Origin of the sequence: Streptomyces sp. NPDC048751, from assembly GCF_043198595.1 — a bacterium.
Classification (GTDB): Bacteria; Actinomycetota; Actinomycetes; order Streptomycetales; family Streptomycetaceae; genus Streptomyces.
The window spans coordinates 178,610-196,386 of sequence record NZ_JBICUX010000004.1 but is presented as its reverse complement, the minus strand read 5'-3'; the positions used below and the strand labels follow the sequence as shown (position 1 = coordinate 196,386).

Below are 17,777 nucleotides of genomic sequence, written 5' to 3'. Positions count from 1 at the left end.
ATTTTTGGGACATATCTTGACTAAGGAGTAAGAATGCCTAGCGGGTGAGGCGGGTTGAGGCTTCATGGCGAGATCTGCGTCCGTCCCGGGGGAGGACGGCCGTGCCTCGTCGAAGGAGGTCGTCGACGAGGCCGCCACCGCGAAGGCCGTCGTGGACGAGCACGGCATCGTCACGGGATGGAACGAAGGGGCACGCAGGCTGCTCGGCTACCGGGCCTCGGAGGTCGTCGGCCGGCCCGGGGCCGCGCTGCTCCCCGACGGACTCCCGCCCGACGTACTGAGTTCCCTGCCGACGCGCCCCAGGTGGAACGGGAGGGTGACGCTGCTGCACCGCGCGGGACACTCCCTGACCGTGAATCTCCTGGCGCACCTTCGGCAATACGGCGGTGGCCACGGCGAGTGGCTGCTGCTCACGGCGGTCACCCGCCCCGGGGTGAGTCCCGACGACGACGCGTTCCTCACGAGGAGCTTCACCCAGTCCACCTGCACGACGGCGCTGTACGACACCCGCTTGCGGCTGGTCAGGGCCAACGCGGACATGGAAAGGGTGCTCGGCCTGCCCGAGGAGGCGATGCGCGGCCTGCGCGTCTCGGAGATCGTGCACCACCCGCAGGCCGACCGCACGGAGCAGCACATGCGACGTGCGCTGGAGACCGGTGAACGGCAGGACCTCCAGCTCTCGCTGCACCTCGCGGGCCATGAACGCGCATCCGTGTGGACCGTGTCCCTCGCGCCGGTACGGGCGGACGACGGCCGGACGCAGGGTGTGATGCTCACGGCGCACGACATGACCGAGCAACACCTGGCCCGGCAGCGGCTCGACCTGCTGAACGAGGCGAGCCTGCGCATCGGCAGCACGCTCGACCTGGTCCGTACCGCGCAGGAACTCGCCGACGTGGCCGTCCCGCGGCTCGCCGACTTCGTCACCGTCGACCTGCTGCCGTCCATCGAGGGCCGTGAGGACCCGCCCACGGGCTCCCCGCGCGGTCCCGTGCGGCTGCGCCGTGTCGCCCACCAGTCGGTTCTCGAAGGCTGTCCCGAAGCCGTGGTCCCGAATGGGACACTGGCCGTCTACCCGGACAAGTCGGCCGCGGCCGAATGCCTGGCCGCGGGCCGGCCGCTGATCCAGCAGGTCACCGCCGAGGCCATGGAGCACGTGCTGCGACAGACGCCCGAGCGGGGTGAACGCATGCGGCGGTTCGGTTTCCACTCGGTGCTGGCCGTGCCCATGCGGGCTCGCGGCCTCACCCTGGGCGTAGCCACGTTCTCCCGCCACCGGACCCCGGAACCCTTCGCACAGGACGACCTGCTGCTCGGTCAGGAGATCACCGACAGGGCCGCTCTCTGTATCGACAACGCCCGCCGGTTCACCCGCGAGCGCGCCACATCCCTCACCCTGCAGAGCAGCCTCCTGCCGCAACGGCTGCCCGAGCAGTCCGCCGTCGACATCGCCTCCCGCTACCTGCCCGCCAGCGCACAGGCAGGGGTGGGCGGCGACTGGTTCGACGTCATCCCGCTGTCCGGCGCCCGCGTAGCCCTCGTCGTCGGCGATGTCGTCGGCCACGGCATCCAGGCCTCGGCCACCATGGGGCGGCTGCGGACCGCCGTCCGGACGCTGGCCGACGTCGACCTCCCTCCCGACGAACTGCTCACCCACCTGGACGACCTGGTCAACCACCTGGCCGCAGGGGCCGACAGCACCGGCGACATCGGCGCCACGTGCCTTTACGCCGTCTACGATCCGGTCTCCCGCCGCTGTGCCCTGGCGCGCGCGGGGCATCCCGTCCCGGCGCTGGTCACACCGGACGGGGGAGTGGAGTTCCTCGACGTCCCCGCGGGGCTTCCCTTGGGGCTGGGCGGACTGCCCTTCGAGGCCATGGAACTGGAACTGCCCGAAGGCAGCGTTCTCACGCTGTACACCGACGGTCTCGTCGAGGCTCGGTTTCGTGACATCGACGAAGGCATGGACGCACTGCTCCGGACGCTGCGGCCGGCCGACACCTCACTGGAGAGAACCTGCGACGCGGTGCTGCGGACCATGCTTCCGGACCGGCCCGCCGACGACGTGGCGCTGCTCGTGGCACGCACCCGCGTCCTCGACGCCTTCCACGTGGCCGCCTGGGACGTACCACCCGACACCGCGGCGGTCGCCGCGTCACGCAGGAACGCCAGTCGGCAACTGGCCGAGTGGGGCCTCGACGAATGCGCGTTCGTCACCGAGCTGGTGGTCAGCGAACTGGTCACCAATGCCATCCGGCACGCCGAACCGCCCATCAAGCTGCGGCTGATCTACGACCGTTCCCTCATCTGTGAGGTGTCGGACGGCAGTACGACCGCCCCGCACATGCGCCGGGCCCGTACCTACGACGAGGGAGGCCGCGGGTTGCTCCTCGTCGCCCAGACGTGCCAGGGCTGGGGCGCCCGGCACACCACCAACGGCAAGACCATCTGGGCGGAGCAGGCACTCCCCGGCCGGTGAGCGCCGGGCAGCCTTGTCCGACATGGCTGAGGGGCTCGTGTGCCGCCCGGCACGATTCCGCCGGGGGCGGTCGATACGGGTTGCCAGGCCCTCGGAGCTGCAGCTCACCGGCACTGAGCCCGAAGCCAGGAAGCGTAGGGAGAGTGGGCATGGGCCCCGCGCGAGGGGCGGGGCCCATGGGGTCAGCAGGACGCGTTGGTCTGGGTGAGCAGACCCAGTCGCCAGGGCCAGCTGTTGTAGTCGCCGCCGGCGTTGGGGTCCTTGCCTTGGTGCAGAGAAGTTCCGCGGCGCGCTCCACCCGGCCCGCTGTTACGCGGCCCTGCCGCCCATCGCGGTGAGCGCCGACTGGTAGGCGGGCTTCTTGTTGCCGCCCCGGTCGAACAGCAGCGGGTTCTCACCGCTGCGCCAGGAGTCGCTGTCCCGGATGCCCCAGACGGTGATCCCGGTGCAGCGGGCCACGTTCATGCAGGCCTTCACCGTGTTCGCGTACGCGGCCGTCGGTGCCTGCGCGATGTCCAGCTCGGTGATCTGGACGTCCACGCCGAGAGCGGCGAAGTTCGCCAGTGTGGTCTGGAAGTTGGCCGGTGGGCCGCCGGCGCCGAAGTGGGACTGGAGGCCGACGCAGTCGATGGGCACGCCGCGCGCCTTGAAGTCGCGGACCATGCGGTACACGCCCTGGGTCTTGGCGTCGTTCCAGTTCTCGATGTTGTAGTCGTTGTAGCAGAGCTTGGCCGACGGGTCGGCCGACCGCGCGGTGCGGAAGGCCTCCTCGATGAAGCCGGTGCCCAGCACGTCCCGGAAGACCGAGCTGCGCATCTGGCCACTACCGCCGTCGGCGAAGGCCTCGTTGACCACGTCCCAGGCGTAGATCTTGCCCCTGTAGTGGTTCATCACCTGGGTGATGTGGTTGTTCATCACGCTGCGCAGCGTGTTGGCGTCCCTGATGGAGCCGACCCAGCCGGGCAGCTGGGAGTGCCACACCAGGGTGTGGCCGCGCACGCGCTGACCGCGTGCCGTCGCCCGGTTGGCGATCTGATCACCGGGGCCGAAGTTGAACGAGCCGCGGGAGCGCTCGACGGTGTCCCATTTCATCTCGTTCTCGGGTGTGACCGCGTTGAACTCGCGGTCCAGGATTCCGGTGTACGTGCCGTCGCCGAGCCTTCCGGCGGCCACGGCGGTCCCGAAGTACCGTCCGGACTGGGCCGCTTGGGCGCCGAGAGTGGAGGCCCGGACGGCGTCGGGTGCGGCGGTCGCGGCGACGGGCGTCATCAGGGCGGCCAAGGCCACCAGGGATAACACCGAGGCTCGGCGACTACCGAGCCGCTTCAGTGGGTTCATGGTTCTCCTCGTACGGTTGGTGGGGGGTTGCGCTGTGCGATCGGTGGGATGGGATCAGGGCGTCGACAGCTCGAACCGCAGGACGCGGACCGTGCCACCGAGCGTCTGCGTGGCGTGGTTGAAGAGGGCGAATCGGTAGCCCATGAAGAAGCGCCAGTCGTTGCCCATGGAGAAGGCGGGCCCGAGGCGGGTGAAATGGGTGCCGTCAGTGCTGTAGGAGAAGGTTCCGGGGCGTGCCGCGCCGGGGCGGATGTCCGCGGCCGCGCGCAGCCAGATGCGGCCTCCCGGCAGGGGCGCGCTCGCGACTTCGGTGCCGGTGCCGGTGGTGTTCCAGTTGCTGTCCATGGTCAGCCCGTTGACCATGACCACCCGTGTCGCGCCGCCGTCGCGCTTGACACCGATCCACGCGGAGGAGTCACGCAGCAGCGCGAGTCCGGCCCGGTCGCCGTCCCGCATCGCCGAGTGGTCGATCTGGACCGTGGCGGTGGAGGTGGGACCCTGGATGCGGTGAGTGAGGGTGTTGCGGGCCCAGTACAGGTCGTTGGTGACGGTGGCGGTCCGCAGGGTCAGGCCGTTGTCGACGGACCACTTGGTGTTGTCCGGGTTGTGGTTCCACTCCCACCTCGGCTTGAGCGTCGTGCCGTCGAAGGTGTCCACGCCGGTCATGGGGGTGACCTGGCGCGGTGGAGTGGGCACGGCCGGGCTGGGATACGAGGCTCCCCAAGCGCCGTTGACCAGTTGTACGACGGGCCAGCCGTCCGAGGTCCAGGTGACCGGCGCGAGGACCGGTACCCGGCCACCGGGGTACGCGTCCACGAAGGCCAGGTAGTACCAGGCGCCGCCCTGCGTCTGCACCAGCCCGCCCTGGTGCGGGACGCCACCGCCGGGGATCGGCCCGCGCAGGTCGAGGAGGACCTGTCGCATCGTGTACGGACCGAAGGGGCCGTTCGACGACTTCAGGACGTACTGGCCGTTGGCCGGCCGGGTCAGGAAGATGTAGTACTGCCCGTTGATCCTGTAGAAGCGGGAGCCCTCGAGGGTGCCGACACTCGACGGTGTGCTGAACACCTGCTGCGTGCGGACCTGGTTGCGGCCGTCGGGCGAGAGCTGGGCCACGCTGATGGTGGTGTTCCCGTACGCCACGTACAGGGTGTCGTCGGTGTCGACGAGCAGCCCCGCGTCGTAGTACGGCGTGCTGATCGTCGTCAGCCTGCTCCACGGCCCCTCGACGGCGGTGGCGGTGTAGAGGTACGTCCTGGCGAAGTCGATCTGACCGAGCCAGTAGAACGTCCTGTTGCTCGGACGGTAGGCCAGTGACGACGCCCAGACGCCCCGGACGTAGCCACGGGCACCGTTCAGGTCGTACTTGGCGCCGAAGTCGAGGACGGGCACCGAGTGACCGGCGATCTCCCAGTTCACCAGGTCGTACGAGCGCAGGACGGGTGCGCCCGGCGAGTAGTGCATCGTCGAGGCGGAGGCGTAGTAGGTGGCGCCGACGCGGATGACGTCGACGTCCGCGAAGTCCTGCCAGATCACCGGGTTCGTGTACTCCGCGCCGGCCACGGCGGTCCCGGAGGTCAGCGGCAGGAAGGCGCCGGTGACCAGGCCGGTGGCGGCGGTCAGCGTCCGACGGCGGCTCCATGGTTGATCAGGGCATGACATATCCATGTGTCGTCCTCCCTGTGCGGCCCTGCGGAGGCACCCTGGAGGATGGGAGAGCTCCCGTCAATACGTATCGCATGATTCGTTGTTGGCGTCGAAAGATTTCGAGATCAACTGCGGCTTTGGATCAGTGGATTATGGGCCGGTCGCTCGCTGTCGGTCGTCATCGGCACCTCGGAAGAGAGCTGACCTGCCGGATGGTGTTGACACGCGCAGAGGTCTCTCTAGTATCCGTGGGGTCGACAATCGTAATTCTGACCGAAATTGCGATCGCTTCCTGCTGATGTCATGAGCATGTCGCACTGGCAGGATGCGGCTTTCATCCATTCTCTGGCGCCACCGTGTGGCAGCCCTCACCTCCACCTCTCCGTGCATGAGGCGTCGCACCAACCGAACAAGGAGGGTTGCACGATGACAATGGCCCGGTTCCAGCCGCGGTGGTGTGGAAGTTCTTCACACAGTTCCAGGCCTCCGACCCGTCGCCGGGGACGGCGGCCTGCCGGGTCACCGACACCGTCAGCGCCTGGAGCACCGGCCTGACCTCGAACATCACCCTCACCAACACCGGCACCACGACGATCGACGGCTGGTCGCTCGTCTTCACCCTGCCCGACGGCCAGACGGTCACCTCCGGCTGGAACGCGGACTACTCGCCCGCCTCCGGCAGGGTGACGGCCAGGAACATGTCCCACAACGCCACCGTCGCCCCAGGAGCGTCCGTCGGCATCGGCTTCCAGGCCGCCCACACCGGCGACACCGCCGCGCCCACTGCCTTCACCCTGAACGGCACCCCCTGCGCCGTGACCTGAGCGGGCAGGGGCGTCAGTGTGCTCGCAGCACATCAAGTGCCGTGAGAGCCGTGTGGAGTTCGGTGCGCTGTTCGCCCGATTCGAGGTCGCGGTCGAGGAGGCGCTCGATGGTGCGCAGGCGTTGGTACATGGTTTCGCGGGACAGGCCGCCCCGGCGTGCGGCGGTCGTCTTGTTGCCGGCCGCGTCGAGGTAGTGGCGCAGGGTCGTCAGCAGGTCGGTGCCGTGCTGGGTGTCGTGGTCGATGAGCCGCCCGAGCTGCCGTTCGGCGTACTCCTGGATCCGGGTGTCCTCGCGAAGTGCGTACAGCAGGCGCCGCAGGCCGATGTCGGACAGCTCGTGGAAGGACCGGCCCGGGGGAAGGGGCTGGCCGGGCGGGGTGGCCTCGGCGACGCGGGCCGCCTCGCGGAAGGAACGGGCGGTGTCGGAGAGCTCGGTGACCTCGCGGCCGACCGTCACGACTGTTTTCGCGGCCAGGGCCAGTGCGGTGCTGCACAGTCGTTCGACGACGGGGCGCCAGGGTTGGGAGGGACGCAGAGCCAGCAGGACGCCGAGGCGGTCGGGGGCCAGCTCGCCCACGAGGGCCGGGACGCCTGCCGTCCGCAGCTCCTGGAACAGGCGCGTCTCGGGCTCGGCTGCCCCGTGTTCTGCGCGGAGGATTACGAGGACCGCCACGAAGCGCTCTCGATCGACCGGCAGGCCCAGTGCGGCACAGCGCGCGCGGGCGTCCTCCGGAGAGCGGTGGCGCTGTTCGACCAGGTCGCGCAGGGCGTTTCGGTGTGCGACGCGTTCCCACGTGGTGGGGTGGATGAGGCGGGCGACGGTCAGGGCCATCGCGGTCCTCTCCAGCACGGTGATGTCCTCCGGCCCGAAGGCCGGCGGCGGCCCGTCGCCGGTGCGCCCGGGGAGCATGGCCACACGGCCCCAGCGTTCACCCTGGTACTCCACCGGTGCCGTGAGCCAGCGCTCCGGGCCGCAGACCGCCGTATGGTCGCCGGGCCCGGTGGCTCTGGAGCGCTGTTCCCAGTCGGTGAGCACCTCCTCCACCGCGCTTCCGGACGGCTCGCAGATCAGTGCCTGGTGCACCAGGTTCTCCAGCACGACGGTGCGGCCGCTCATCTCCGCCGCCGCGCGCACCACGTCCTCCGGCCCGGCTCCGCGCAGGGTGAGAGCGGTGAACGCCTCGTGGATGCGCTGGGTGCGGCGCATCGCCTCCGTCTGGTTGCCCAGCAGGAGCGCGTGCACGACCTGGGTGACCTCAAGGAAGTTGACGTCCTTGGCCAGGGTGACGAGGGGCAGGCCGCGCAGGCGGCAGGCGTCGACGAGCGCGTCCGGCGGGCGGTGATAGCGGCGTACGAGTTCGATGACCAGGGCCGCCGCGCCGACGTCGGCGAGTTCGTCGACGTACCGGCGCACGCCGGCCGCGTCCTGCGGCAGGGGCATTCCGGTCGTGAGGACGAGTTCGCCGCCCTTGAGGAAGGAGGCGGGGTCGGTCAGTTCGGTGATGTGGACCCACCTGACGGGTCGGTCGAGGTGCCGCGTCCCGGTGACGACCTGGGGCCGTCCGGCGGCCAGGACGGGAAGGGCCAGGACGTCGGCCACGGTGAGCGGACGGGTGGGCCCCTGGCCGGCCGGGTTGTTGTCGTTCACGGAGTCTCCATGGCGGTGGCCCTGCTCGGGGCCCCTCTCGAGCGGAGCCGACAGTGGGCACGGAGCCCAGAGCCCGGGGGAGTGCCCGGCAACTGTGACAAGCGGCGCTGACCTGCGCAAGAGCGGCCCGACGACCTGCGCTGGAGCGGCCCGGCGCGAAGCGGCACCCGGCACGCCCCGAGCCGGTTGACACAACGTCCGGATGGCGCCTCCCGGCCGGACAGATCGCGCGTTGGCGCGGCCCTGGTCCGCGGAGATGCTCGGAAGACCGCAGAAGACCGACGACCGAGGCCGGGAGACGATCATGACCGCACTGTCGCCGCACCTTCGCCAGGCCACGCCCGTGGTGGCGGTCCGGGGCGAGGGCGTCCACCTCTACGGCGAGGACGGCCGCCGCTACCTCGACTTCACCGCCGGCATCGGCGTCACCAGCACCGGACACTGCCATCCCAAGGTCGTGGCGGCGGCGCAGGAGCAGGTGGCCACGCTCGTGCACGGCCAGTACACGACCGTCATGCACCAGCCGCTGCGGCGGCTCGTCGACAAGCTCGGCGAGGTCCTGCCGGCCGGCCTGGACAGCCTGTTCTTCACCAACTCCGGCAGCGAGGCGGTGGAGGCCGCGCTGCGGCTGGCCCGCCAGGCCACCGGCCGGCCGAACATCGTCGTCTGCCACGGTGGCTTCCACGGCCGTACGGTGGCCGCCGCCTCCATGACGACCTCCGGCACCCGGTTCCGCTCCGGCTTCTCCCCGCTGATGAGCGGCGTGGTCGTCACCCCGTTCCCGTCGGCCTACCGCTACGGCTGGGACGAGGAGACCGCGACCCGCTTCGCGCTGCGGGAGTTGGACTACACCCTCCAGACGATCTCCTCGCCCGCCGACACGGCCGCGATCATCGTCGAGCCGGTCCTCGGAGAGGGCGGCTATGTCCCCGCGACCCGGGCGTTCCTCCAGGGCCTGCGGGAGCGCGCAGACCGCCATGGCTTCCTCCTGATCCTCGACGAGGTGCAGACCGGTGTCGGCCGCACCGGCCGCTTCTGGGGCCACGACCACTTCGGTGTCACGCCCGACATTCTCGTCACCGCCAAGGGCCTGGCCAGCGGTTTTCCGCTGTCCGGCATCGCGGCCTCCGAGGAGCTGATGACCAGGGCGTGGCCCGGCTCGCAGGGCGGTACGTACGGCGCCAACGCCGTCGCCTGCGCCGCGGCCTGCGCCACGCTCGACGTCGTACGCGACGAGAAGCTCGTCGAGAACGCCGAGGCGATGGGCGAGCGGCTGCGCCACGGCCTGGAGGCGGTGGCCGGCCGCACGCCCGCCATCGGGGACGTACGCGGACTCGGTCTGATGCTGGCCACCGAGTTCGTCACCGAGGACGGCGGTCCCGACCCCGAGACGGCGGCCCGCGTGCAGCGCGCCGCCGTCGACGAGGGCCTGCTCCTGCTGCTGTGCGGGGCCTGGAACCAGGTCGTACGCATGATCCCGGCGCTCGTCGTCGACGAGACGTCGGTGGACGAGGGCCTCCGGGCGTGGGCGACCGCGGTCGAGATCGGCACATCGGCAGCGGCACGGCCATGACGGACACCACCACGGCCCTGGACCGCCGACCGTGCGGCTCGCCGGGACCGCTCCCGGCCTGTGGGGTGCAGACCGGCTCGGGTTCCGAGGTGGCGGGAGCGGCGAGTCGTGTACGCGCCGACGCCGGCGTGCGGAAGGCCGACGGGGTCGAGGGCTGCCGCGGGCTCGCCGGCAAGCCGCGCCGCTCAGATCGACCGCCTCGCCGGTGACCGGGGCATCCGCGCCCTGTGCCTGACCGAACTGCTCGACCCGCCGCCGACCGATCAGGAGAGACCTCATGACCGACACACCCACGCAACTGTTCATCGGCGGCGCCTGGGTGGACGCCGCGGACGGCGCCACCATGCCGGTGGACGATCCCGCCAGCGGCGAGATCCTCTGCCATGTCGCCGACGCCGGTCCCAAGGACGCGAGGCTCGCCGAGGAAGCGGCCGTGCAGGCGCAGGAGGAGTGGGCCCGTACGGCACCCCGCGTGCGCAGCGAGATCCTGCGCCGCGCCTACGAGATCATCGTCGAGCGCACCGACGAGCTCGCCCACCTGATGACGTCCGAGATGGGCAAGCCGCTGGCGGAGGCCAGGGGAGAGGTGGCGTACGCGGCGGAGTTCCTCCGCTGGTTCTCCGAGGAGGCCGTCCGTATCGACGGCGGCTGCGGCGTCCTGCCGGACGGCCGCAACCGCATGCTGCTCTCCCGCCGCCCGGTCGGTCCCTGCCTGCTGATCACCCCGTGGAACTTCCCGCTGGCCATGGGCACCCGCAAGATCGGTCCGGCAGTCGCGGCCGGCTGCACCATGGTGCTCAAGCCGGCCCCGCAGACCCCTCTCTCCAGCCTGGCCCTCGCCGCCATCCTCAAGGAGGCCGGGCTGCCGGACGGCGTGCTGAACGTCGTCACGACCTCCCGTGCGGGGGAAGTGTGCGAACCGCTCCTGCGCGGCGGGCGGATCCGCAAGCTTTCCTTCACCGGCTCCACAGCCGTCGGGCAGCTGCTGCTCGCCCAGAGCGCGGACGCGGTCGTACGGACCTCGATGGAGCTGGGCGGCAACGCGCCGTTCATCGTCTTCGAGGACGCCGACCTGGACAAGGCCGTGGACGGCGCGATGGTCGCCAAGATGCGCAACATGGGCGAGGCGTGCACCGCCGCCAACCGCTTTTTCGTGCACCGTTCGGTGGCGGAGGAGTTCGGGCGGCGCCTGGCCGAGCGCATGGGCGCGCTGGTCGTGGGCCCCGGCACGCGGGACGGCGTCGATGTCGGACCGCTGATCGACAGGGCAGGGCGTGGCAAGGTGGAGGTGCTGGTCGCCGACGCGGTGGAGCGCGGTGCCCGAGTCCTCGTCGGTGGCCGTACGCCGGAGGGCCCGGGCTGCTTCTACCCGCCGACCGTGCTCACGGACGTGTCCCCCGAGAGCCGCCTCATGGACACGGAGATCTTCGGTCCCGTCGCCGCGATCCTCACCTTCGACGACGAGGACGAGGTGATCCGGCGAGCCAACGACACCCCTTGGGGCCTGGTCGGCTACGTCTTCACCGAGGGCCTGGACCGCGCCCTGCGCGTCAGCGAACGCCTGGAGGTCGGCATGGTCGGCCTCAACACCGGACTCGTCTCCAACCCGGCCGCGCCCTTCGGCGGCGTCAAGCAGTCCGGGCTGGGTCGTGAGGGTGGCCGGGTCGGGATCGACGAGTTCCTGGAATACCAGTACCTCGCGGTACCGGTGCGATGACGGCGGGGGTCCTGCGCTGACGCGTACGCCCCTCGCCCTGCGCCCGGCCGATGTGGTTGCGGGCTCAGCGCAGGTGGCGGGCGGTGATCTCCGCCGCGGTGTCGGTCACCAGCCGCCCCAGTTCGGGAAGTCGGCCGGGCTCGAAGCGGGAGTCGGGCAGGGAGACGGCGAGGGCGGCCAGGGGCACGCCGTCGGCGTCCAGGACCGGGGCCGCGATGGCGCAGACCCCCTGGAGGTACTGGTTGTGGTTGACGGCGTATCCGCGGTCCCGGACGCGCCGGAGTTCGGCGCGCAGTTCCGTGGGGTCGGTGATGGTCTCCTCGCCGTAGCCCTCGAGTGTGCCCGCCGTGAACTCGTCGATCTCGGACTTCGGCAGGTGGGCGAGGACGGCGTGGCCGGTGGCCGTGGCATGCAGGGGTGAGGTGTCGCCGATGGCGTGGAAGGTGCGGACGGCGTGGTCGCAGTCGACGCGGTCGACGACGACCATGCCTTGCAGGGCGTCGGGCACCGACAGGTGGATGGTCTCGTTCAGCGCGTCCCGCAGGCGGATCATGGGCTCGCGGGCGGCGGCGAAGAGGCTGGAGCCCTGGAGGGCGGCGGGCCGTACGGCCAGGACGCGGGCGCCGATCTCCCAGCGCGTGGTGTCCCTGCGGTTGGCCCGCAGCCAGCCCGCCTCGTTGAGCGTGACCAGGGTCCGCTGCACGGTGGACTTGGGCAGCCCGAACAGCTTCGTCAACTCGCCCACGGTCACGGGCTGATGCTGGGCGACCGCCTCCAGGATGCGCAGCGACCTGGTGACGCTCTTCATCTCCATCCGGTGTCCCTGCCAGTTCTGTGGTTTCGCCGTGCCTCCCTCTTGACTCCCTCCTGGAGCCGCGGGGCACGTCCGTGCCGAATTCTAGCACGGCGTTCCACAATATGGCATGACCGTTCGCGGCTCACGTCCCCAGCAGCCGCCCGGTGATCTCCGCCGTCACGTCGGAGACGAGGCGGCCCCACTCGGGCACCCGGTCCGCGTCGTACCTCGAATCCGGCATCGAGATGGCCACGGCCGCCAGCGGTGCTCCCGCCTCGTCCAGCACGGGCGCGGCGAGGGCGCAGACCCCCGGCCGGTACTGGTTCTGGTTGACCGCGTAGCCGTCGGCGCGGATCCGGTCCAGTTCGGCGCGTAGCTCCCCGGGGTCGGCGGGGGTGGTGTCGCTGAAGCGTTCCAGCCCCTGGGCGGCGAGTTCCTCGACGTCCCGCTTCGGGAGGTGGGCGAGAATGGCGCGCCCGGCGGCGGTGGCGTGCAGGGGTGAGGTGCCGCCGATCGTGTGGAACGTCCGTACGGCGTGGTCGCAGTCCACGCGGTCCACCACGACCATGCACTGCAGCGCGTCGGGCACCGACAGGTGGATGGTCTCGTTCACCGCGTCCCGCAGGCGGATCATGGGCTCGCGGGCGGCGGCGAAGAGGCTGGAGCCCTGGAGGGCGGCCGGCCGTACGGCGAGGACGCGGGCGCCGATCTCCCAGCGCGTGGTGTCCCTGCGGTTGGCCCGCAGCCAGCCCGCCTCCGCCAGCGTGACCAGGGTGCGCTGCACCGTGGACTTGGGCAGCCCGAACAGCTTCGTCAACTCTCCGACGGTGACCGGCTGATGCTGGGCGACCGCCTCCAGGATGCGCAGCGACCTGGTGACGCTCTTCATTTCCATCCGGTTTCCCCCTGTTAATCCTCGGATTTTCTGCTGGACACCCTCTTGACTCCCCTCCGGGCCACTGCCAAGCTCTGTGCCAGATTCTAGCACAGTGTTCCACAATGTGGCACGGCTCCGGGAGATCCCGCAGAAGCCGAAGCGCCGAGATGTGACGGGTGCGAGCTACGGGCCATTCGAAGGACCCGGCCCCCGTCCAAACCACCTCGAATCGAACAAGCCCCACGTCGCGGCCAGCATGCGCCCCGGCGGTACGAAAGGAAAGCCCTGTGTCAGCTGCCAGGAAGCGCGTCGCCGTCGTCGGCGTGGGAACGATGGGCAGCCAGGCCGCCTGGCGGCTGGCCGCCCGCGGCGCCGAGGTCGTCGGGTACGACCGTTTCGCCCCTGGCCACGACCGGAGCGCCGCCGGCGGCGAGACCCGGATCTTCCGCAGCGCACACTTCGAGGACTCCCGGTACGTGCCGCTGCTCCAGCACGCCGACGACCTGTGGGAGCGGCTCCAGCAGGAGACCGGCCGTGAAGTGCGCCGCCTGACGGGATGCCTGCTGATGGGGCCGACCGAGCACCAGCAGATGGCCACCGTCCTCCAGTCCATCGCGGAGCACGGCCTCGACCACGAGGTGCTCGACGCCGAGTCCCTCGCCAAGCGTTTCCCGCAGTACCGCATCGAGGACGGCGACGCGGCGGTGCTCGACCGCCGCGCCGGCTTCATCCGGCCGGAGCTGACCGTCCAGACCGCCGCCCGCCGCGCCGAGGAGCTGGGCGCGGTGATCCACCGCTACACCACGGTCCGCGAGATCGTGCCCGTCGCGAACGGCGTCGAGATCCGCACCGACGCCGGCAGTGAGCACTTCGACACGGCCGTCGTCACCCCCGGCCCCTGGGTCAACGACCTGCTCCCCGACCTGCCCTGGGAGGTGGACATCCGCCGTCTGATCAGCGCCTGGTACGTGCCCACCACCGACGCCTGGTTCGGTGAGGAGCGCCCGGCGTTCATCCGTACCGCGCCCACCCACTGCTACGGCCTGCCCTCCCCGGACGGCATCTCCGTCAAGCTCGGACTCTCCCGCGCCCTGCACCGCCCCGCCGGCGACCCCAACCAACTGGACCGGACCGTGCGGCCGGAGGAGCTGGAGATCTTCACCGACCTCATCGGCCGGTACATGCCGGACCTGCACCCCGACCCGGTTCGCCTCTCCGTCTACATGGAGGGCTACACCGAGAGCAGCCGCCCGCTGGTCGGACCGCTGCCCGGCGCCGAGAACGTCGTCCTGCTCGCCGGGTTCTCCGGCCACGGCTTCAAGCTCTCGCCCGCCTTCGGCGACATCGCCGCGGACCTCGCGCTGGACGGCACCTCGCCCCGGCCCATCGACTTCCTCTCCACCGTCGGCCGTACGGAGGCATGACCATGAACGACACCACCCTTTCCGTCGGCGCCCTGCACGCCCGGCCCGGCACCAAGGCCCGCGGCACCGTCCGCGCCGACGTGGGCACGCTCACCGCCGAAATCCCGCTGACGCTCGTCAACGGCACCCGCCCGGGCCCGCGGGTCGTCATCACCGCGGGTGTCCACGGAGGTGAGTTCACCCCCATCGACGCCGCCGCGCGCCTTGCGAACCTGCTGGAACCCGACGAGGTGCGCGGACAGGTCGTCATCTGCCCGGTCGCCAACCCGCCCGCCGTGTACCAGGGGCGGCTCAACGTCTCCCCGGTCGACGGCGTGAACATCAACCGCGTCTTCCCCGGCGACCCGGACGGCAGCCCCACCGAACGGCTGGCCGCCTGGCTCTTCGCCCACCTGGTCGACGGCGCCGACGTCTACATCGACCTGCACTGCGGCGGCATCGACCAGGTCCTGCGCGACTTCGTCGGCTACCGCCTCACCGGCGACCCCGACCTCGACAAGGCGACCGCCGAACTGGCCGGGTCCTTCGGCATCGAGGACGTCATCCTCGGGCTGAAGGCCGACGGCGGCAACAGCCACGCCGCAGCCGCCCGCCGGGGCATCTCCGCGGTCCTCGTCGAGGTGGGCGAACTCGGGCAGCGCGACGGGGCCACGGCCCGCCGCCGCGTCGACGGGCTGTACCGGGCACTGCGGCACCTGGGCGTGCTGGACCCGGACGACTCAGCCCCGGCACCGGTCCGCGAGTGGGTGTGGGCCGCCGGGGTCACGGCCGAGGCCCTCGGCCTGTGGTACCCCGAGTTCTCCGCCGGCGACGAGGTGGTGGAGGGCGCCGTCCTCGGCCGCATCGTCGACCCGGCCGACAGCCAGGAGCACCAGGTCCTCTCCCCGGCCGCCGGGCGGGTCTTCTACGGCATGCACGGCCTCACCGTCGCCCACGGCGACGAACTGGCCGCCATCGCCACCCCGTGGGACCCCGACCAGGACGTGGCGCCCGGCACCTTCCGCACCCCCGGCGTGGGCGTCGCACCCGACGAGACGGATCCCCGCCCCTAGGGCCTGTTGCGAGAGTGGCGCCTGCCGCGCGACGCCCGGCACGCACTCTCTAGATCCCCATCAGACCTCCCCCCAGCCGCCCCCTCACTCACGTCCCCCGGCCGCCCCTTCCCCCGGCCACCCCACCAGGAGGCACTCCATGACGAATCGATATGCGGCTCTGCCGCGTGGCGCCCGCATCGACCGCAGAATGTTCCTGCGCGGAATAGGAGGGGTCACGGCCGGTGTCGCCGCCGCGACCACCCTCAGCGCCTGCGGCACCGGCACGAGCCGCTCCGTCGCCGGCAGCGGTGGCAAGAGCTCCAAGACGCTGGTCGTCCGCGACAGCGGCGGCACCTACGGCGACGCCAACCAGAAGGCGATCTACGAGCCGTTCACCAAGGAGACCGGCATCCGGATCGAGGTGGTGAACATCCAGTACGCGCAGATGCTCGCCCAGATCCAGCAGGGCCGCCCGCAGTTCGACGTCATCGACGACTCGATGGCCGACTTCCTGCGCTTCAGCAAGGCGGGTGCGACGCAGGACCTGGACTACGACCGGCTGAAGAACTTCAAGAACGCCGGTATCGCCAAGGCCCTGGTCACCCCCAACGCCCTCGGCAAGAACTACTGGGCCAGCGTGATGGCCTACCGCACCGACGTCTGGGGCGGGAAGAAACCTTCCTCCTGGGCCGACTTCTGGGACACCAAGGCATTCCCCGGCGCGCGTGCCCTCCAGGGACTGGACGCCGACCTGCCCGAGCTGGAGTTCGCCCTCCTCGCCGACGGCGTGCCCCTGGACAAGCTCTACCCCCTCGACGTGGACCGCGCCTTCAAGTCCCTGGACCGCGTCAAGGGATCCATCAAGAAGTACTGGGACACCGGCGCCCTCCCCGGCGTCCTCATCGGCCGCAAGGAAGTCGTGGCCACCAGCGTCTGGCACGGCCGCCTCGACGCCCTGATCAAGCAGGGCGCACCGCTCGCCTACCAGTGGAACGGCGCCCGCCGTCAGAGCAACGCCTACGGCATCCCCAAGGGCGCCGCGAACCTCGACGCGGCCTACCGGCTCATCGACTTCGCGCTGCGGCCCGACGTACAGGCCGCCTACGCCGAGCTGTACCCGATGGCCCCCTCGGTGCCCGCCGCCTACAAGAAGCTCTCCCCGACGACCGCCGCCAACCTCGGCAGTTCCCCGGAGCACATCAAGAGCGGCTTCGATCTGGACGTCCAGTGGTGGCACGACAACCAGGACGCGGTGGCCAAGCGCTGGCAGGAGTGGACGCATGCCTGAGCTCGGAACGAAAGTGGAGGTCCCGGTGACCGCGCCGATGCCCGACACCGGTACCGGAAGGGCGGTGTCCGTCAGGGCGCTGCGCAAGACGTACGGCGGAGTGACGGCCGTCGACGAGGTCTCCATGGAGATCGCGGCGGGCGAGTTCGTCACCTTCCTCGGGTCCTCCGGCTCCGGCAAGACCACCACCCTGATGATGATCGCCGGGTTCTGCGAGCCGGACTCCGGCAGCGTCGTCGTCGGCGGCCGGGACGTCACCCACCTGGCCCCGCAGAAGCGCGGCCTGGGCTTCGTCTTCCAGCAGTACCTGCTCTTCCCGCACATGACGGTGTGGGAGAACGTCGCCTTCCCGCTGCAACTGCGCGGCGTGCCCAAGGCGGAGTTGCGCCGCCGGGTCGGCGAGACCCTGGAGATGGCCGGCCTCACGGCCACGGCCCGCCGCCGGCCGCGTGAGCTGTCCGGCGGCCAGCAGCAACGCGTCGCGCTGTGCCGGGCCCTGGTCTACCGGCCACCGGTGATCCTCATGGACGAGCCGCTCGGCGCCCTCGACAAGAAGCTGCGTGACCAGCTCCAGACCGAGATCAAGCGCATCCAGCAGGAACTCGGCCTCACCGTCGTCTACGTGACGCACGACCAGGAAGAGGCCCTCGTGCTCTCCGACCGCATCGCGGTCATGCGGGACGGGCGCATCGACCAGTTCGACACCCCGCAGGAGCTCTTCGAGCGCCCCCGCACCCCCTTCGTCGCCGACTTCCTCGGCGCGGCGAACTTCCTCCCCGGCCGCGTCGAGGAACAGACCACGGACCACTCGCTCGTACGGCTCGACACCGGTGGTCTGATCAAGGCCCGCCCGCAGGCCGCCCCACAGGGGGCACGGGTGCGCGCCGCGGTCCAGCCCGGCCGGCTCTTCCTGTGCCCCGCGGGCGACGGGTTCTGTACGGGGACCGTCGAAACGGTCACCTACGTCGGCACCCTGGTCCGGGTCACCGTCCGCCCCCTCGGCGGCACGGACACCGACCTCGTACGGCTCGAACTGCCCGCGGGCCGCGCCCCCGCCCTCGGCGAGCACGTCGACCTCGCCGCCGATCCCGCCAACGTCAGCGTCTTCGCCGACGCGGCGGACGGGGGGTGA

Annotated in this window: 12 protein-coding genes and 1 pseudogene; 8 read left to right on the top strand and 5 right to left on the bottom strand. The window is 70.9% G+C overall.

What is annotated here, in order from left to right:
• Positions 1 to 64: 64 nt before the first annotated feature.
• The gene (locus ACGFNV_RS15695) at positions 65 to 2,479 is read left to right on the top strand and encodes a SpoIIE family protein phosphatase (protein WP_393622782.1); all 2,415 of its coding nucleotides are present in this window, start codon (positions 65 to 67) and stop codon (positions 2,477 to 2,479) included.
• Between the two features lie 312 nt (positions 2,480 to 2,791).
• Here the strand turns inward: ACGFNV_RS15695 and ACGFNV_RS15690 are convergent.
• Together ACGFNV_RS15690 and ACGFNV_RS15685 are read right to left on the bottom strand one after the other, a co-directional pair.
• Positions 2,792 to 3,817: pseudogene (locus tag ACGFNV_RS15690) on the bottom strand (endo-1,4-beta-xylanase); the annotation flags it as partial.
• A 54-nt stretch (positions 3,818 to 3,871) separates the two neighbouring features.
• Positions 3,872 to 5,479: a glycoside hydrolase 43 family protein gene (locus ACGFNV_RS15685; protein WP_393623318.1), complete on the bottom strand. Its 1,608-nt coding sequence runs from the start codon at positions 5,477 to 5,479 to the stop codon at positions 3,872 to 3,874.
• 404 nt (positions 5,480 to 5,883) lie between these two features.
• Here ACGFNV_RS15685 and ACGFNV_RS15680 point away from each other — a divergent pair, with 404 nt between their 5' ends.
• On the top strand, positions 5,884 to 6,288 hold the full coding sequence (locus tag ACGFNV_RS15680) for a cellulose binding domain-containing protein (RefSeq protein WP_393622780.1): 405 nt from the start codon (positions 5,884 to 5,886) through the stop codon (positions 6,286 to 6,288).
• Between the two features lie 13 nt (positions 6,289 to 6,301).
• Here ACGFNV_RS15680 and ACGFNV_RS15675 read toward each other — a convergent pair whose 3' ends face one another.
• Entirely contained in the window at positions 6,302 to 7,936 is a 1,635-nt protein-coding gene (locus ACGFNV_RS15675; protein ID WP_393622778.1) for a PucR family transcriptional regulator, read from the bottom strand.
• A 304-nt stretch (positions 7,937 to 8,240) separates the two neighbouring features.
• Between ACGFNV_RS15675 and ACGFNV_RS15670 the strand changes: the two genes are divergently transcribed.
• Together ACGFNV_RS15670 and ACGFNV_RS15665 are read left to right on the top strand one after the other, a co-directional pair.
• Positions 8,241 to 9,509, top strand: a complete 1,269-nt coding sequence (locus tag ACGFNV_RS15670) for an aspartate aminotransferase family protein (RefSeq protein ID WP_393622776.1) — start codon at positions 8,241 to 8,243, stop codon at positions 9,507 to 9,509.
• 277 nt (positions 9,510 to 9,786) lie between these two features.
• Complete coding sequence (locus ACGFNV_RS15665; protein WP_393622774.1) at positions 9,787 to 11,226, top strand: NAD-dependent succinate-semialdehyde dehydrogenase; 1,440 nt, start codon at positions 9,787 to 9,789, stop codon at positions 11,224 to 11,226.
• Positions 11,227 to 11,290: 64 nt separating this feature from the next.
• Here ACGFNV_RS15665 and ACGFNV_RS15660 read toward each other — a convergent pair whose 3' ends face one another.
• Both ACGFNV_RS15660 and ACGFNV_RS15655 read right to left on the bottom strand, forming a co-directional pair.
• Positions 11,291 to 12,034, bottom strand: a complete 744-nt coding sequence (locus tag ACGFNV_RS15660) for an IclR family transcriptional regulator (protein ID WP_393623316.1) — start codon at positions 12,032 to 12,034, stop codon at positions 11,291 to 11,293.
• Positions 12,035 to 12,164: 130 nt separating this feature from the next.
• Positions 12,165 to 12,911 (bottom strand): IclR family transcriptional regulator, encoded by a 747-nt coding sequence (locus ACGFNV_RS15655; RefSeq protein ID WP_393622772.1) that lies wholly within the window; start codon positions 12,909 to 12,911, stop codon positions 12,165 to 12,167.
• 275 nt (positions 12,912 to 13,186) lie between these two features.
• On the opposite strand from ACGFNV_RS15655, the gene solA reads away from it, so the two are divergent.
• The 4 genes from solA to ACGFNV_RS15635 all read left to right on the top strand — a co-directional run bounded on the left by solA (position 13,187) and on the right by ACGFNV_RS15635 (position 17,777).
• The gene (gene solA / locus ACGFNV_RS15650) at positions 13,187 to 14,323 is read left to right on the top strand and encodes an N-methyl-L-tryptophan oxidase (RefSeq protein WP_393622770.1); all 1,137 of its coding nucleotides are present in this window, start codon (positions 13,187 to 13,189) and stop codon (positions 14,321 to 14,323) included.
• A gap of 2 nt (positions 14,324 to 14,325) precedes the next feature.
• Entirely contained in the window at positions 14,326 to 15,375 is a 1,050-nt protein-coding gene (locus ACGFNV_RS15645) for a succinylglutamate desuccinylase/aspartoacylase family protein (RefSeq protein WP_393622768.1), read from the top strand.
• A gap of 139 nt (positions 15,376 to 15,514) precedes the next feature.
• Positions 15,515 to 16,645 carry an extracellular solute-binding protein gene (locus ACGFNV_RS15640; protein ID WP_393622766.1) on the top strand — a complete coding sequence of 377 codons (1,131 nt, stop codon included), beginning with the start codon at positions 15,515 to 15,517 and terminating at the stop codon, positions 16,643 to 16,645.
• Entirely contained in the window at positions 16,638 to 17,777 is a 1,140-nt protein-coding gene (locus tag ACGFNV_RS15635; protein WP_393622764.1) for an ABC transporter ATP-binding protein, read from the top strand. Before ACGFNV_RS15640 ends, ACGFNV_RS15635 begins: the two co-directional genes overlap by 8 nt.

Coding starts and splice junctions, on each gene's coding strand:
- ACGFNV_RS15695 (WP_393622782.1), top strand. CDS start 65: ATGGCGAGATCTGCGTCCGTCCCGGGGGAGGACGGCCGTGCCTCGTCG.
- ACGFNV_RS15685 (WP_393623318.1), bottom strand. CDS start 5,479: ATGTCATGCCCTGATCAACCATGGAGCCGCCGTCGGACGCTGACCGCC.
- ACGFNV_RS15670 (WP_393622776.1), top strand. CDS start 8,241: ATGACCGCACTGTCGCCGCACCTTCGCCAGGCCACGCCCGTGGTGGCG.
- ACGFNV_RS15665 (WP_393622774.1), top strand. CDS start 9,787: ATGACCGACACACCCACGCAACTGTTCATCGGCGGCGCCTGGGTGGAC.
- ACGFNV_RS15660 (WP_393623316.1), bottom strand. CDS start 12,034: ATGAAGAGCGTCACCAGGTCGCTGCGCATCCTGGAGGCGGTCGCCCAG.
- ACGFNV_RS15655 (WP_393622772.1), bottom strand. CDS start 12,911: ATGAAGAGCGTCACCAGGTCGCTGCGCATCCTGGAGGCGGTCGCCCAG.
- ACGFNV_RS15645 (WP_393622768.1), top strand. CDS start 14,326: ATGAACGACACCACCCTTTCCGTCGGCGCCCTGCACGCCCGGCCCGGC.
- ACGFNV_RS15640 (WP_393622766.1), top strand. CDS start 15,515: ATGACGAATCGATATGCGGCTCTGCCGCGTGGCGCCCGCATCGACCGC.
- ACGFNV_RS15635 (WP_393622764.1), top strand. CDS start 16,638: ATGCCTGAGCTCGGAACGAAAGTGGAGGTCCCGGTGACCGCGCCGATG.